Source organism: Oxalobacteraceae bacterium OTU3CINTB1 (genome assembly GCA_024123955.1).
Lineage (GTDB): Bacteria > Pseudomonadota > Gammaproteobacteria > Burkholderiales > Burkholderiaceae_D > Rugamonas.
Map to the genome: position 1 here is coordinate 3,176,404 of CP099652.1, position 15,241 is coordinate 3,191,644.

The window sequence follows — 15,241 nt, forward strand, 5'->3', positions numbered from 1 at the left end:
TGGGGTCTACGGATCGATCACCAGCGGGCCGACACGATGGCGAATACTTCAACCACCCCGAGCACCAGCGGCGCGCCGATAAAGACGGTAACGCCGCGGCATGGCTTGCTGGAGGACTTGATCGGCATCGCCGTCAAGCACGCGGGCGATCAATATCTGGCACTGGCGGCCAAGCTGGCCGGCGCGCTGATCGACGCCACCGACGGCGATACACGGGCCATCCAGCAACGGCTGCGCGCCGGCAATTTGCTGCGTAACCGCCATTTCGCGTTCTTGCATCTGGCGACGGAGGCATTGGAAAACACGCTGCGCCAGGAGATCGCCCAGTTGGCGCCGGCCGCCAAAGACAAACGTAGCGGCGCCGGGCAGCCGATGTCGCTGGTGCCGTTCGACGAAATGGACAAAAGGGTGGCGCTCGGCGGCGCCAGCAAACCGTTCGAATCGCTGCATTCGGACGCGTTGCAGACGCTCAATGTGCGGCTGGCGTTCTTGCTGGGCCGCGATATCTTGCGCGTGAGCCAGAATCCGTTTCGTCCCGAGGTGTTCCTGGCGGCCTTGCAGCGGGCCTGGCTGCAATTCGATCCCGAGCCGGAGTCGGCGCCGTTGTTGCAACCGCTTGTCAAACCCGGCATGTTTATCGAACTGGGACCGATGCTCGAAGCGCTGAACCTGGCATTGCAGGGCAAGGGCGTAATGCCGGGCTTTGTGGATGGCTACAAGGGCCGCAAGGCCGACGCTGCCAAGCAAGCGGCGGGCGCCCGCGCGCGCGGCAACCAGGCGGCTTTGGCCCAGCAACTGCGCCAGTTCTTCGCCTCCAGCGACGTCGCCGGTTCGGCCGCCGGCCAGATCGTCGACAACATCGCCGGCGGCCTGCTGCAAGGCGCCGGCGTTATCGATCCGGGCATTCCGGATGTGCCGATGCCGGCGCTGAACGCGGGCGGCGTCTGGGTCCAGGGGGCGGCACAAGGTTTCCAGTCGCGCGGCGTTAGCAACGAGCAGGCGCAGCGGCAGTCGCAGATCGGCGCCAGGCAGCCGCTGTTCGCCTATCTGGCGCAGTTGCAGGCGACGGCGGCGACCGCGGCGGGCAAGCACGGATCGGACGGCGAGCCGGCCGCAAGCGCCGCCGCCATGCCGGCCAACGTTTTCTACCTGCCCAACATCAAGCAAAGCATGCCGCAAGGCAGCCTGACGCGCGCCGACGAAAGCACCTTCGATTTGCTGACAGCGATCTTCGACACCGTTTTCCGCGACCAGAACATTTCGCAGGAGATACGCGACCTGATCCGTTTCCTGCAGATTCCCGTGCTCAAGGCCGCGCTGGTCGACAAGAACTTCTTCTTCCAGGAGGAACACCCGGCGCGCCGCATGATCGATCTGCTGTCGCGCATGGGCTGGGAGCAGCGCAATGGGCCGGAAGATCCGTTGTTCAAGGCGATGCAGCGCAGCGTCGACCGCGTCGGCCGCGACTACGACCATGAACTGTCGGTATTCGCCCAGGCCGTCAACGAGCTGGAAGCGTCGATCCTGGCCGAAGAACGGGTCGCCGCGGCCACCATCGCCGAGCCGATCGCCGCCGCGCTGAAGCAGGAAAAGATGGCGGAAGCGGGCAAGCTGGCGAAAAACGCCGTGGCCCTGCGCATCGGCACCGGCGAGGTCATCGCGGTGGTGGAAGCGTTCCTCGAACAGCGCTGGGTCTCGGTGCTGACCGTCGCCTACAGCATCGAGGACGGCAAGCCGGGCGCCGTCAACAACGCCACCAGGGCCATGGACGAACTGATCTGGAGCGTGCGCCCCAAGCTGAACGCCGACGACCGCAAGCTGCTGATCTCCAAACTGCCCGGGATGCTGGCCACATTGAACAAGTGGCTCGACGCGATCAAGTGGCAGGACGCCGACCGCCTGCAATTCTTTGCCGAGCTGGCCGAGTGCCACGCGTCCATCGTGCGCGCGCCGCTGGACCTGTCGCCGGAACGTCAGCTGGACATATCGGTGCAGGTGGCGAAGCAGGCCGCCGAGCGGCGTCTGGAACTGCAGGCGAAGGCCGAGGCGGCCGACCAAGCCGAAGCCGAGACGCGCGCCAGCCAGCCGGAGCTCGAAGCGGCCGAGGAGGAGGCCGCCATCGAAGTCGAGGGGCTCAGGCGCGGCATGTGGCTGGAGTTCGCGCAGCCGGACGGCGGCCGGCGCCAGGTCAAGCTTGCATGGATCAGTCCGCTTCGCACGCTGTATATTTTCTCGACCGCGTCGCGGCAGGAGGCTTTTTCGCTATCGGGCGAGCAATTGGCGCGGCAATTCCGGGATGCCACCGCGCGGGTGGTGCGCAACGACGGCGTGGTGGCCATGGCGCTGTCCGAAGCGCTGGCGCGCGGCGCCGTCAACGACGCCTCGGCCGATCCGGCTCGGCGCGCGTCCACTTCAGGCTGACCTCGGTCCGACGCGTCTGTTTACTTGACGGTCAGCAGCGCGCCGCCCATGCCGATGAACAAGGCGCCGGTGGTGCGCTTGGTGAAGCGCGAACGGGCCGCGCTCTGGCGCACCCGGCGCTTCATCCACGACGCGCACACCACATAAAAGAAGTGCGACAGCAGGCTGCACGCGGTGAAGGTCGACGTCAGCAGCAGGAAGCGCATCGGGTCGATATGGTCCGGCGGCATGAATTGGGGGAACACGGCGGTGAAGAACAGGATCGCCTTGGGATTGCTGATCGCCACCAGCAGGCCGGAGCGGAACGTGCTCCAGCGGCTGGCCAGCGCCACCGGCGCCGCCTGGGCCGCGTCATCGGCCTGGGCCGGCGCCTTCGACGCCTGGCGCCAGGTTTTCACGCCGAGATAGATCAGATAGGCGGCGCCGGCCACCTTGACCGCGCCAAAAGCCAGCGCCGAGGTCTTGAGCACCAGGCCGAGGCCGGCGACGGCGGTGGTGGCGACGATGAACACACCGAGTGCGTTGCCCAGCGAGCTATACAAGGCGCGCCGCGCGCCTTGCGTGGCGGCCGTCGAGATGGCCATCAGCACGCCCGGCCCCGGACTGAAGGCCGCCGCCAGGGAAACGGAGAGGAATAACAGCCAGGTCGAGAGTGTCATAAAGCGTATCCGATCAAACAACAGTGAGCATAGGCAACAGTATGCCACGCCGCCGCCGAAGCTGCCGGCGGCCCTCTTTATCCGCCTGCCGGCACGCATTTTGCGTGCTTATCTTTTGCCTTATTCAAGTTGATTGACGGCAATTGTTCGGTCAAATACGGCTGGGTGTGTTTTAATGATGGTGCAGTGCAAAAAAATTGAAAGGCGGTGATTGGATGATGTGGTGGCATGCTTTAAGCGTAGCGGGTAGTTTGGCGGTAACGGGACCCATCGGGGTGGCGATCGGCGTATGGCTGCTTGCGGGCAAGTCGTGGAGACTTTCCTGGATGTGGGCGCTGTTGTTCGGCATCGGCATGACCCTGGTGGTCGTGACCAAAATGGCGTTCGTGGGCTGGGGGATCGGCGTCGCGTCGGTCGAGTTCGCGGGCTTTAGCGGCCACGCGATGCGCGCCGCAGCCGTCTATCCGGTCGCCGCCTTCCTTGCCTTCCGTAGCTCCAGCAGTAACGCCAGGTATGCGGCCACCGCCGCCGGGGTCGTCTTCGCCATCCTGATCGCCATTTCGCGCGTGCCCATGATGGCGCATTCGGTCTCCGAATCGGTCACCGGCAGCATCCTGGGGCTGGCGGTCGCCGCCGCCTTCATCCGCTTCGCCAGCACCGAGCAGCACTGGGCGCTCAGCCGCATGCTGGTCGTGCTGTGCCTGCCGATCGTATTGATCGCGCCGCGTGTCGAACCGGTGCCGGCGGAGCAATGGATCACCGAGGCCGCGCTGTATCTCTCCGGCCGCGACCAGCCCTACACCCGCGCCATGTGGGCCGAGTCCAAGCACCGCGCGCACCAGTAGGGCGCCACGCCGGGCGTGGGTCCCGGCTGCGGCTGGGGTCCGTCCCTCAACCGGGGTTTCAACCTTATTTAATGCGCTAAATGGTATTATTGTGATCTTTTACAGCCCATAGCCCAGATAATCACGTGCGTCTATCTTCCATTAAATTGTCGGGATTCAAGTCTTTCGTTGATCCCACCAATTTCCAGGTGCCGGGCCAGCTGGTTGGCGTGGTGGGACCGAATGGTTGCGGCAAGTCGAATATCATCGATGCCGTGCGTTGGGTGCTGGGGGAATCGAAGGCCTCGGAATTGCGCGGCGAATCGATGCAGGACGTCATTTTCAACGGCTCGACGCATCGCAAGCCGGCCGGGCGGGCTTCCGTCGAACTGGTCTTCGACAACAACGACGGCAAGGCCGCCGGCCAATGGGGCCAGTATGCGGAGATCGCCGTCAAGCGCACCTTGACGCGCGACGGCACCTCTACTTATTACATCAACGGCCAGCCGGTGCGCCGGCGCGACATCCAGGACATCTTCCTCGGCACCGGCCTCGGTCCGCGCGCCTACGCCATCATCGGCCAGGGCATGATCAGCCGTATCATCGAATCGCGTCCCGAAGAATTGCGCGTGTTCCTCGAGGAGGCTGCGGGCGTTTCCAAGTACAAGGAACGCCGCCGGGAAACCGAGAACCGTCTGCACGATACCCGTGAAAACCTACTGCGCGTTGAAGATATCCTGCGGGAGCTGAATTCGAATCTGGAAAAACTGGAAGGGCAGGCCGCCGTCGCGACCAAATTCCACCAGCTGCAATCGGACCAGGAAGAGAAGCAAAAGCTGCTTTGGCTGCTGCGCAAGGTCGAAGCCGAGAACGAGCAGAAAAAGTACTTCCGCGAGGTGGAGCAGGCGCAAAACGATCTGGAAGAACAGACCGCGAAGCTGCGCAACGTCGAGGCGACCCTGGAGCACATGCGCCAGGCGCATTTTGCCGCCGGCGACCGCCTGCACACGGCGCAGGGCAGCCTGTATCAGACCAACGCCGAAATCGGCAGCCTGGAAGCGCAGATCAAGTTCGTCATCGAATCGCGCGGCCGCCTGCAATCGCAGCTGGCGGCGCTGACCGCGCAGCGCGACCAGTGGCAGAACCAGGCCACCGAATACGGCGGCCAGATTGAGGAAGCCGAATTCACGCTGGAAGAACTGTCGGCCAAGGTCGAACAATCGCAGATGATGGCCGAGCAAAAAGGCGAGTCGTTGCCGACGCTGGAGCAGGCCTGGCGCGAGGCGCAGACCAGGAGCACCGAATCGCGCGCCCGCATCATGCAGGCGCAGCAGCAGCTGGAACTGGAATCGGCGCACCAGCGCAACGCCAACAACATCCTTAACGGCCTCGCCGTGCGTCGCGAGCGCCTGCAGCAGGAAAAGAGCGGTCTGAGTCTGCCGGACAGCGCGCACCTGACCAATATGCGCATGCAGCTGGAGGAAAAGCAGCAGGCGCTGGAGGAACAAAGCTTCCTGCTGGAGGAGGCGCTGGAGCAGCAGCCGCGCCTTGAAGAGGAACGCCAGGCCGCGCAGCAGCAGGTCAATAGCGAAACCGCCGCCAACGCCCAACTGGAAGCGCGCCTGAACGCGCTGCGCCAGTTGCAGGAACGCGTGCAGACCCAGGGCAAGGTGACGCCGTGGCTGCAAAAGCACGAGCTGGATTCGCTGCCGCGCCTGTGGCAAAAACTGAATATCGAATCCGGTTGGGAGACGGCGCTGGAATCGGTGCTGCGCGAGCGCACCTCGGCGCTACAAATGTCGAACATCGAATGGGCCAAGGCCTTCTTCGGCGACGCGCCGCCGGCCAAGCTGGCGTTGTTCGCGCCGTCGACGGCGGTGCCGCCGGCGCCGGTGGAAGCGCCGGGCCTGAAGCCGTTCCTGAATCTGCTCAAACTCAACGACCCGTCGCTGCGCGGCCTGCTGCAGGACTGGCTGCACAACGCCTACCACGCCGAGGACGCGGCCGAAGCCTTCGCCGAACGCGCCAGGTTGCCGGCCGGCGGCTACTTCGTCACCCGCCAGGGCCACGTCGTCACCCAGAACAGCGTGCGCTTCTACGCGGCCGACTCGGAGCAGGACGGCATGCTGGGACGGCAGCAGGAAATCGAGAACATCACCAAGCAGCTGCGCGCGCAGCAGATGCTGGCCGACGAAGCGCGGGCCCGTTCGGTGCGCGCCGAGGCGGCGCTGTCGGAACACACGCGCCGCCTGACCGAATACCGCGCCAAGCTGCAAAGCCTGCAGCAATCGGTGCACACCTTGCAGCTCGATGTCGTCAAGCTGTCGGAGATCGAGGCGCGCTTCAACCAGCGCAGCAACCAGATCGAAACCGACCTCGCCGAAATCGCCGCGCAGGAGGAAGAACAGACCCACATCAAGATGGAGTCCGAGGAAAAGTTCGAGCAGCTCGATATGGAGCTCGGCAACCTGCAGGGCGACCACGAGGACGGCCAGACCGTCTTCCTGGAAAAGGAACAGCGCCTGGCCGACGCCCGCGAAGCCTTGCGCGATCTGGAGCGCGCCGCGCAGGAGGCGCAGTTCGCGGAAAAATCCCAGCGCAACAAGATCGAGGAATTGCGCCGCTCGATCGCCACCGCGACCGCGCAGGTGGCGCAGGTGACGCAAAGCCTGGAGGCGGGCCAGCATGAACTGGCGACGATGGAATCCGGTTCCGCCAACGACGGCCTGCAGGACCTGCTGGACCGCCGCACCGATCAGGAGAAGGCACTGTCGGACGCGCGCCATGAACTGGACCAGATCACGCAGCAGCTGCGCCAGTTCGAGGAAGGGCGCATGTCGACCGAGCGCGCGCTGCAACCGCAACGCGACAAGATCATGGAAATGCAGCTCAAGGAGCAGGCCGCGCGCCTGAACCAGGAGCAGTTCGCCGCGCAGCTGGCCGAGGTGCAGGCCGACGAGGCGACGCTAGCGGAGAAGCTGCATCCGGATATGAAGGCGTCGTATTTGCAGGGCGAGGTGACGCGCCTGACCAACGCCATCTCGATGCTGGGCGCGGTCAACCTGGCGGCGCTGGACGAACTGGCGACGGCGTCCGAGCGCAAGAACTTCCTCGATTCGCAGAACGCCGACTTGAACGAGGCGATCAACACGCTGCAAGACGCCATCGCCCGGATCGACAAGGAAACGCGCGATCTGCTGCAGGACACTTTCGACCGCGTCAACGGTCACTTCTCCGAGCTGTTCCCGATCCTGTTCGGCGGCGGCCAGGCCAAGTTGATCATGACCGGCGACGAAATCCTCGACTCCGGCGTGCAGGTCATGGCGCAGCCGCCGGGTAAAAAGAACGCCACCATCCACCTGCTGTCCGGCGGCGAAAAAGCGCTGACGGCGACGGCGCTGGTGTTCTCCATGTTCCGACTTAACCCGGCGCCGTTTTGCCTGCTCGACGAGGTCGACGCACCGCTGGACGACGCCAATACCGAACGATTCTGCCGGATGGTCAAACGGATGTCCGACCATACCCAATTCCTCTTCATCTCGCACAATAAGATTGCGATGGAGATGGCCAATCAACTAATCGGTGTGACGATGCAGGAGCAGGGCGTATCGCGCATCGTGGCGGTGGATATGCAATCCGCCGCCAATTTCGCTTCAGAGGCACAAGCAGCATGACAGACCTTCAAATGAGTTTGATCGGGATCGCCGGCGTATTCGTCGCCGGTGTCTTCACCTACAACAAAATCCAGGAATACAAGGCCAAGAAGAGCGTCGAACGCGCCTTCGCGACCGATCATGACGATGTGCTGATGCGCACCGGCGAGGCGCCTTCGCCCGCCGCGGCGCGTCCCGAGCCGCGTCTGGAACCGCGCGTCGACCCGGTCGGCGGCACGCGCCAGGAACCGAGCTTCTCGCTCGACGGCGCAACGCCCGCGCCGGGCGTTGCGGCGGGCTCCGAGGCTGCCGTCGCCGCGTCGCTGGGCGCCGTCGGCGGCGACTTCAGCACCGACCCTATCGATCCGTCCTCGTCGACCGAGGCGGCAGAAGCGGCCATGATCGCGCGCGCCAACGCGGCATCGGCGGCCGCCGCCGAACAAGCCACGGCGCTGGTCGACCCATTGATCGACTGCCTGCTGCCGCTGGCGCTGGAAGGCGCGGCGCGTGGCGACAAGCTGCTGCCGGTGCTGCAAACCCTGCGCATGGTCGGCAACAAGCCGGTGCACTACATCGGCCTGGCCGTCAGCGGCGACTGGGAACCGATCGTCCACGGCGGCGTCTACACCAAGCTGCAAGGCGGCGTGCAACTGGCCAGCCGCAGCACCGCGCTGAACGAACTGGAATACTCGGAACTGGTGACGCGCCTGCGCGCCATGGCCGACGAAATCGGCGCCGAGCCGGAAATTCCGGACATGATCGAAGTGATGGCCGAGGCGCGCAATCTGCACCGCTTCGTCGCCGGCCATGACGCGCAGCTGGGCGTCAACCTGCAATCGAACGGCGCGCCGTGGGCCATTTCGACCCTCATCGGCGCGCTGGAAAAGCAGGGCTTCGACGTGCGTCCGGACGGCCGTTTCGTCATGCCGGACGGCGACGGCGGCTTCCTGTTCTCGCTGTCGACCAACGTCACGCTGGCCGAGGAAACCACTTCGCGTTTGACGTTGCTGCTGGACGTGCCATGCGTGGCGCCGGCGCGCGACGGCTTCGGCGCCATGGTGGCCTGCGCCAAATCGCTGGTGGGACGCCTGGACGGAACCATCGTCGACGATTACAACCAGCCGCTGACCGATGCCGCGCTGGGCGAGATCGCCACGCAGGTACAGGACTTCTACACCGAGATGAACGAGGCCGATATTCCGGCCGGTTCCACCCGCGCACTGCGTTTGTTTAGCTGATTCTGGAAGTAGCAATGACTGAAGTGGATTACAAGGCGCGTATAGAATCGCTGAGCGCTGAGCTGAACCGGCACCTGCACGCCTATCATGTGGAGGACGCGCCCACCATCCCGGACGCGGAGTACGACAAGTTGTTCATGGAGTTGCAGGCGCTGGAGCTCGAGCACCCCGAGTTGGCGCTGGCCGACTCGCCGACCAGGCGCGTGGGCGCGGCGCCGCTGCCGCAGTTCGACCAGGTCACGCATTCGGTGCCGATGCTGTCGCTGAATAATGGCTTCGCCGACGAGGATGTCGAAAACTTCGACCGCCGCGTGCGCGAGGGCCTGGACGCGGCTGGCGCCGTGGAATACGCGGCCGAAGTCAAATACGACGGACTGGCCATCAACCTGCGCTACGAGAACGGCATACTGGTGCAAGCGGCCACGCGCGGCGACGGCTACACCGGCGAGGACGTGACGGCCAATATCCGCACCATCCGCACCATTCCGCTGCGCCTCAAAACGTCCAATCCGCCCGCCGTCCTCGACGTGCGCGGCGAGGTGCTGATGTTCAAAGCCGATTTCGACGCCATGAACGCGCGCCAGCGCGAAGCGGGGCAGAAGGAGTTCGTCAACCCGCGCAACGCGGCGGCGGGCAGCCTGCGCCAGCTCGATTCGCGCATCACCTCCGCGCGCAAGCTCAGTTTCTTCTGCTACGGGATCGGCATGCTCGATGGCGCCGACATGCCGCCGTCCCATTCCGCGCTGCTGGAGTGGTACCGCACGATGGGCCTGCCGGTCGCCAAAGAAGGCGCGGTGGTGCGCGGCTACGAAGGCCTGATGAAGTATTACAAGCAGATCGGCGAAGCCCGTCCGACCATGCCGTACGAGATCGACGGCGTGGTCTACAAAACCAATCTGCTGCAGGACCAGCGCACCCTGGGCTTCGTCTCGCGCGCGCCGCGTTTCGCGCTGGCGCACAAGTTCCCGGCCGAAGAGGCGCTGACCACCGTGCAGGCGATCGAAGTGCAGGTCGGCCGCACCGGCGCCATCACGCCGGTGGCGCGGCTGGCGTCCGTGTTCGTTGGTGGCGTCAACGTCACCAACGCGACGCTGCATAACGAAGATGAAGTGCGCCGCAAGGACGTGCGCGTCGGCGACACGGTGATCGTGCGCCGCGCCGGCGACGTCATTCCGGAAGTGCTGGCCGTGGTGCTGGAGCGCCGTCCAACGCCGGAACCGGCGATGTACGAACTGCCTAAAACCTGCCCGGTGTGCGGCTCGCATGTGGTGCGGGAAGAGGGCGAGGCCATCGCCCGCTGCTCCGGCGGTTTGTTCTGCTCCGCCCAGCGCAAGGAGGCGATCCGCCACTTCGCCGGCCGCAAGATGATGGACATCGAAGGACTGGGCGACCGCTACATCGACAGCCTGGTTGAATGGGGCAAGGTGCAGCGCGTGGCCGACCTCTACTCGCTTAAGCTCGACGACCTGCTGGAGATGAAGCGCCTGGCCGACGAGCGTGATGCAGGTGTGACAAAAGCGACCCCCGAGACTGTCGCCAAGGGCAAGATCGCCACCAAGTGGGCCGACAATCTGCTGGAGGCCATCGCCGCCAGCAAAAATCCGCCGCTGGAACGGCTGCTGTTCGCGCTCGGCATCCGCCACGTCGGCGAATCCACCGCCAAGACCCTGGCCGAGTGGCTGGGACGCTTCGACCTGATACGCCGCGTGCCGGCCGCGCTGCTGCGCGTGCTGCCCGACATCGGCGGCACGGTGGCGCTGTCGATCGCCGAATTCTTCGCCGAGCCGAAAAACCAGGAAGCCATCGACGCCTTGCTGGCCGCCGGCGTGACGCCGAAAGGCGAGCATCCGCCCAGCGCCAAGCTGCGCGAGAAGCTCGACACCGTCAAGCTGATGGCGGCGCTGGGGATCCCGAAACTGACCGAGCCGCGCAGCAAGCAGCTGGTCGATCAGGGCATGAACCTGAAGGCGATGTCCAATCTGCCGATCTTCACCGTGTTCGGGCTCCCGGCTGCCGTCGGAGAATCGCTGACGGAATGGATGGCCGAACCGGGCAACCGCGAACTGGTCGCCTCGCTGCACCAGTTGCGTGAGGACCTGCTGGCGCAATTGCCGGAGGAAGCCGCCGAAGGCCCGCTGACCGGCAAGACCTTCGTGCTGACCGGGACCTTGCCGAACCTGAGCCGCGACGAGGCGGCCGCGATGATCGAGGCGCAGGGTGGCAAGGTTTCCGGTTCGGTGTCGAAGAAGACGCACTATCTGGTCGCGGGCGCCGATGCCGGCAGCAAGCTGGCCAAGGCGCAGGAGCTGGAAGTGACCATCCTCGACGAGGCGGGCCTGCAGCAACTGCTGGCGAAATAAAGAAAGAAGGGTGGCGAGATGACCGTACGTGAAATCCTGAAGATGGGCGACCCGCGCCTGCTGCGCGTGGCAGAACCGGTGACCGAATTCGGCACGCCGGAGATGAACCAGCTGATCGCCGACATGTTCGACACCATGCACGCGGCCAATGGCGCCGGCCTGGCGGCGCCGCAGATCGGCGTCAACCTGCAGCTGGTGATCTACGGCTTCAAGCAAAATCCGCGTTATCCGGACGCGCCGCAGGTGCCGGAAACGGTGCTGATCAATCCCGTCCTGACGCCGCTGTCGGACGAAAAGGAAGAGGGTTTCGAGGGCTGCCTCTCGGTGCCGGGGCTGCGCGGCAGCGTGCCGCGATGGACCAAACTGCGCTACGAGGGCGTGGACCAATTCAACCAGCCGATCTCGCGCGACGTCGACGGTTTTCACGCGCGCGTGGTGCAGCATGAAGTCGACCATCTGCTCGGCATGCTGTACCCGATGCGCATCACCGATTTCTCCAAATTCGGCTTCACCGAGGTGATGTTCCCGGACCTCGATCCCAACGACGACGATTGACGAGTGTTGTTGTCCGGCGGCGCCGCTGCGGCGATTGTTAGGTGGCGTACGCGGGCGTAGTGCGGCTTCGCCTATGATATGAAACTAGATCATCATTCAAATAACTATAAACATGCCACAATTCTCGTTCCAACAAAAAATATTCCTGGCCCTGCTGGGCTTGGTCACCATTGCCTTCGTCTGGATACTCGCCCCTTACGGCGGCGCCATTTTCTGGGGCATCGTGCTGGCGATCCTGTTCGCGCCGATCTACCGCTGGCTGCTCCAGCGCACGCGCAACAAATCCGGCCTCGCCGCGCTTCTGACGCTGCTGTTGATCATCGTGATCGTCATCCTGCCGCTCACACTCGTTTCGATATCGATCGTCAACCAGGCCGCCTCGGTGGTGGAACTGGTGCGCTCGGGCGACATTTCGGTCGGCATGTACTTCAACAAGCTCATGGCCGCGTTGCCGAACTGGTTGATCAGCCTGCTTGACCGCTTCCACCTGACCAGCCTGGCCTATCTGCAGGACAAGCTTACCGAAGCGGCCTCGCAGGTCAGCCAGGAGGTCGCCACGCGCGCCATCAACGCCGGCCTGTACACGGTCGACTTCCTGACCAGCCTGTGTATTTTGCTGTACTTGCTGTTCTTCCTGCTGCGCGACGGCGACAAACTGTCGAAGAAGATCAGGTCGGCCGTGCCGCTGAGTCCGAAATACAAGCAACGCCTGTTCCAGAATTTCACCACCGTGATCCGCGCCACCGTCAAGGGCAACATCCTGGTCGCGATCGCGCAAGGCGCCCTCGGCGGGCTCATCTTCTGGTTCCTCGACGTGCGCGCGCCGGTGTTGTGGGGCGTATTGATGGCCTTCCTGTCGTTGCTGCCGGCCATCGGCGCGGCGATCGTCTGGGCGCCTGTCGCGATTTACTTCCTGGCGACAGGGGACGTGTGGCAGGGCGCCACCCTGGCTGCCTTCGGCGTGTTCGTCATCGGCCTGGTCGACAATTTCCTGCGTCCGGTGCTGGTCGGCCAGGACACCAAGATGCCCGATTACGTGGTGTTGCTGTCGACGGTGGGCGGTATGGCCTTGTTCGGGCTGAACGGCTTCGTCATCGGCCCGGTGATCGCCGCGCTGTTCATCGCCGCCTGGGACCTGTTCGCCACCGCCCCCGAGTTTCATCCCGAGTGAGGCCTACGCAAGAGCGCGTGTCCGAATGTCAGACTTGACCCCGAAGCGTCGGTCGCGAATACGCCTTACGCGGAGCAGGCGCTTCCCGGTCGTCCAGCCTGAACACGCCGACAACGCGCGCCAGATTGGCGGCTTGCGTTTCCAGCGCGTCGGCGGCCGCTGCCGCCTGCTCGACCAGCGCCGCGTTTTGCTGCGTCACCGCGTCCATCGTGCCGATCGCCACGTTGACCTGCTCGATGCCGGAGGTCTGCTCCGCGCTGGCGGCCGAGATCTCGCTCATGATGTCGGTGACACGCTTGACGCTGTCGACGATGTCGAGCATCGTCGCGCCGGCTTCGTTGACCAGTTTGGTGCCGGTGTCGATCTTGTCGACCGAGTCGCCGATCAGCGTTTTGATTTCCTTGGCGGCGGCCGCCGAGCGTTGCGCCAGGTTACGCACCTCGCTTGCGACAACCGCGAAGCCGCGACCCTGTTCGCCGGCCCGCGCCGCTTCGACGGCGGCGTTGAGCGCGAGGATGTTGGTCTGGAAGGCGATACCGTCGATGACGCCGATGATGTCGACGATGCGCTTCGACGAGTCGTTGATCGAGCTCATCGTTGTGACCACTTCGGCCACCACGTCGCCGCCCTTGACGGCCACCCGCGATGCCGACAGCGCCAACTGGTTGGCCTGGCGCGCGTGTTCGGCGTTTTTCTTTACGGTACCGGTTAACTCTTCCATCGACGAGGCGGTTTCTTCAAGCGTGCCGGCCTGCTGCTCGGTGCGGCCGGACAGGTCCAGGTTGCCCGCCGCGATCTCGGCGGAGGCCTGCGCGATGGTCTTGCTGCCGGCGCGCACCTGGCCGATGATGTCGACCAGGCTGTCGCGCATGACGCGCATCGCATGCAGCAGGCTGCCGTGGTCGCCGGCCTTGGTGTCGATGACGACGGCCAGGTTGCCGGCCGCGATGCTGCCGACGATGTCGGCCGCGTAGGACGGTTCGCCGCCCAGTTCGCGCAGCAGGCCGCGGCTGATGCGCCAGGCCGCGAACATGCCCACCACGATGGCGATGGCGCACAGCACCACCATGAAGACGAAGAAGCTGGAAGCGACGTGGCGTGCCTGCGCCGCTTCCTCCCGGCTCATTTTTTCTTCCAGATCGATCATGGTGTTGATCGAGGCCAGCCAATCGACGAACGCCGGCGCCGCCTTGGTCTGCAATACGGTGGTGGCCTCGGCGATATTGTCGGCTTTGCGCAGCGCGATCACCTGGTTCAACAGGGCCACGGTGCGGGTCTCGCTGGCCTTGATGCCGGCCAGCGCCGCGCGCTCCTCGGTCGTCAGGTCAGCGGCGGTGGCGAAAATCTGGTCGAGCGGCGTGGCCGACTTCGTGTAGGCGTCAGCCAACGTGGCGATTTTGTCGAGTTCGATCTGCAAGGCGGCCGGGTTGGCGGACAGGACGACGTCTCGTGCGGCGATCGAACGGTCGTGCACGCTGCCACGGAAATTAATGGCGTAGCGCTGTTTGACGTTGTTGACGTCGCTGATATGGGTGAGCATGCGGTCGATGCTCGACACGCGGCCGATGCCCAAGCCGGTAAGGGCTATCATCAGCACGAACACGGCGCCAAAGCCCATCGCCAGACGCGTGCCGATCTTCATTCCCTTGAACTTCATGATGTCCTCTGTTGCAGTTGTTGTATGGATAACGACTGTTATTATTGTCGCACGGCAATTTATGACTGTAACACAGCCGGTTTATTATTGCTTGCGGGTAAAATATTTGGCGTTGGGGGAACAGCCTGGTCCGGCTGGACCGGCCGTCGGGCGGCATCCCCGACCAGGATGTGCGTCAGTCCTGTTCGGCGGCCAGCAGGTCGCGTGCGTTCAGCAGCGCGTAGATGATCTCGGGATGCTGGCCGAAACAACGGCGTATCGCGGCGGGAATGTTTTCGCGGGTGCGGCGGCACAGGCCGGGTTGGTCGGCAAGCTTGATCTGCAAACCCATAACGGTGCGCACGCCGTTGGCGCTGGGCGTGATCGTCAACCGGATGCCCAGCAGTTCCTGCATGCGCTGCTCGATGCGGCCCAGCGCTTCGTAGCTGTCGATCGCTTCGATGCGGGCGATCAGCGCTTTTTCCTCTTCACGCGTCAGCCGCAACACGCGAATGTCGGTCTGGCCGTCGCGCTCCCATGCGTCCAGCAGCTCGCCATGCCGGCATTCGCAGGCGCCGGGCGGGCACTCTTTGCGGATGGGAAATGGCAGGGCAGAAGGCATGGACGGACTCGCGACAAAGGGAGTTCGATTCTACTCCGAAGGCGGGTGCAACGCGACCATCGCACAACCCGGCATGTGGCCGATATGTTAAGATTTTCCTCC

The 15,241-nt window shown here is 64.5% G+C and carries 9 protein-coding genes and 2 pseudogenes; 7 read left to right on the top strand and 4 right to left on the bottom strand.

What is annotated here, in order from left to right; genetic code table 11:
• Positions 1-36: 36 nt before the first annotated feature.
• Entirely contained in the window at positions 37-2,421 is a 2,385-nt protein-coding gene (locus NHH73_14000; protein USX29328.1) for a DUF1631 domain-containing protein, read from the top strand.
• A gap of 20 nt (positions 2,422-2,441) precedes the next feature.
• Here the strand turns inward: NHH73_14000 and NHH73_14005 are convergent, their stop codons facing one another.
• On the bottom strand, positions 2,442-3,080 hold the full coding sequence (locus NHH73_14005; protein USX29329.1) for a LysE family translocator: 639 nt from the start codon (positions 3,078-3,080) through the stop codon (positions 2,442-2,444).
• Positions 3,081-3,406: 326 nt separating this feature from the next.
• Here NHH73_14005 and NHH73_14010 point away from each other — a divergent pair, with 326 nt between their 5' ends.
• The 6 genes from NHH73_14010 (at position 3,407) to NHH73_14035 (ending at position 12,881) form a co-directional block, all read left to right on the top strand.
• On the top strand, positions 3,407-3,925 hold the full coding sequence (locus NHH73_14010; protein USX29330.1) for a phosphatase PAP2 family protein: 519 nt from the start codon (positions 3,407-3,409) through the stop codon (positions 3,923-3,925).
• Positions 3,926-4,050: 125 nt separating this feature from the next.
• Complete coding sequence (gene smc / locus NHH73_14015; GenBank protein ID USX29331.1) at positions 4,051-7,578, top strand: chromosome segregation protein SMC; 3,528 nt, start codon at positions 4,051-4,053, stop codon at positions 7,576-7,578.
• Positions 7,575-8,795, top strand: coding sequence for a cell division protein (locus NHH73_14020; GenBank protein USX29332.1), 1,221 nt, complete (start codon positions 7,575-7,577; stop codon positions 8,793-8,795). Before smc ends, NHH73_14020 begins: the two co-directional genes overlap by 4 nt.
• Before the next feature lie 14 nt (positions 8,796-8,809).
• Positions 8,810-11,155: an NAD-dependent DNA ligase LigA gene (gene ligA, locus NHH73_14025; protein USX29333.1), complete on the top strand. Its 2,346-nt coding sequence runs from the start codon at positions 8,810-8,812 to the stop codon at positions 11,153-11,155.
• A gap of 18 nt (positions 11,156-11,173) precedes the next feature.
• A complete protein-coding gene (gene def / locus NHH73_14030) occupies positions 11,174-11,710 on the top strand; it encodes a peptide deformylase (protein USX29334.1) in 537 nt (178 codons plus the stop codon).
• A gap of 112 nt (positions 11,711-11,822) precedes the next feature.
• Entirely contained in the window at positions 11,823-12,881 is a 1,059-nt protein-coding gene (locus tag NHH73_14035) for an AI-2E family transporter (GenBank protein ID USX29335.1), read from the top strand.
• A gap of 91 nt (positions 12,882-12,972) precedes the next feature.
• Here NHH73_14035 and NHH73_14040 read toward each other — a convergent pair.
• From NHH73_14040 to NHH73_14050, 3 genes and pseudogenes are all read right to left on the bottom strand, one after another.
• Positions 12,973-13,743: pseudogene (locus NHH73_14040) on the bottom strand (methyl-accepting chemotaxis protein).
• A 291-nt stretch (positions 13,744-14,034) separates the two neighbouring features.
• Positions 14,035-14,472, bottom strand: a pseudogene (locus NHH73_14045) (MCP four helix bundle domain-containing protein).
• Between the two features lie 241 nt (positions 14,473-14,713).
• Positions 14,714-15,139 (bottom strand): hypothetical protein, encoded by a 426-nt coding sequence (locus NHH73_14050; GenBank protein ID USX29336.1) that lies wholly within the window; start codon positions 15,137-15,139, stop codon positions 14,714-14,716.
• Positions 15,140-15,241 lie beyond the last annotated feature (102 nt).

Bases quoted from the DNA above. Each gene is read 5' to 3' on its own strand.
- NHH73_14020 (USX29332.1), top strand. From the start codon at position 7,575: ATGACAGACCTTCAAATGAGTTTGATCGGGATCGCCGGCGTATTCGTC.
- NHH73_14000 (USX29328.1), top strand. From the start codon at position 37: ATGGCGAATACTTCAACCACCCCGAGCACCAGCGGCGCGCCGATAAAG.
- NHH73_14010 (USX29330.1), top strand. From the start codon at position 3,407: ATGTGGGCGCTGTTGTTCGGCATCGGCATGACCCTGGTGGTCGTGACC.
- NHH73_14005 (USX29329.1), bottom strand. From the start codon at position 3,080: ATGACACTCTCGACCTGGCTGTTATTCCTCTCCGTTTCCCTGGCGGCG.
- ligA (USX29333.1), top strand. From the start codon at position 8,810: ATGACTGAAGTGGATTACAAGGCGCGTATAGAATCGCTGAGCGCTGAG.
- NHH73_14050 (USX29336.1), bottom strand. From the start codon at position 15,139: ATGCCTTCTGCCCTGCCATTTCCCATCCGCAAAGAGTGCCCGCCCGGC.
- NHH73_14035 (USX29335.1), top strand. From the start codon at position 11,823: ATGCCACAATTCTCGTTCCAACAAAAAATATTCCTGGCCCTGCTGGGC.
- def (USX29334.1), top strand. From the start codon at position 11,174: ATGACCGTACGTGAAATCCTGAAGATGGGCGACCCGCGCCTGCTGCGC.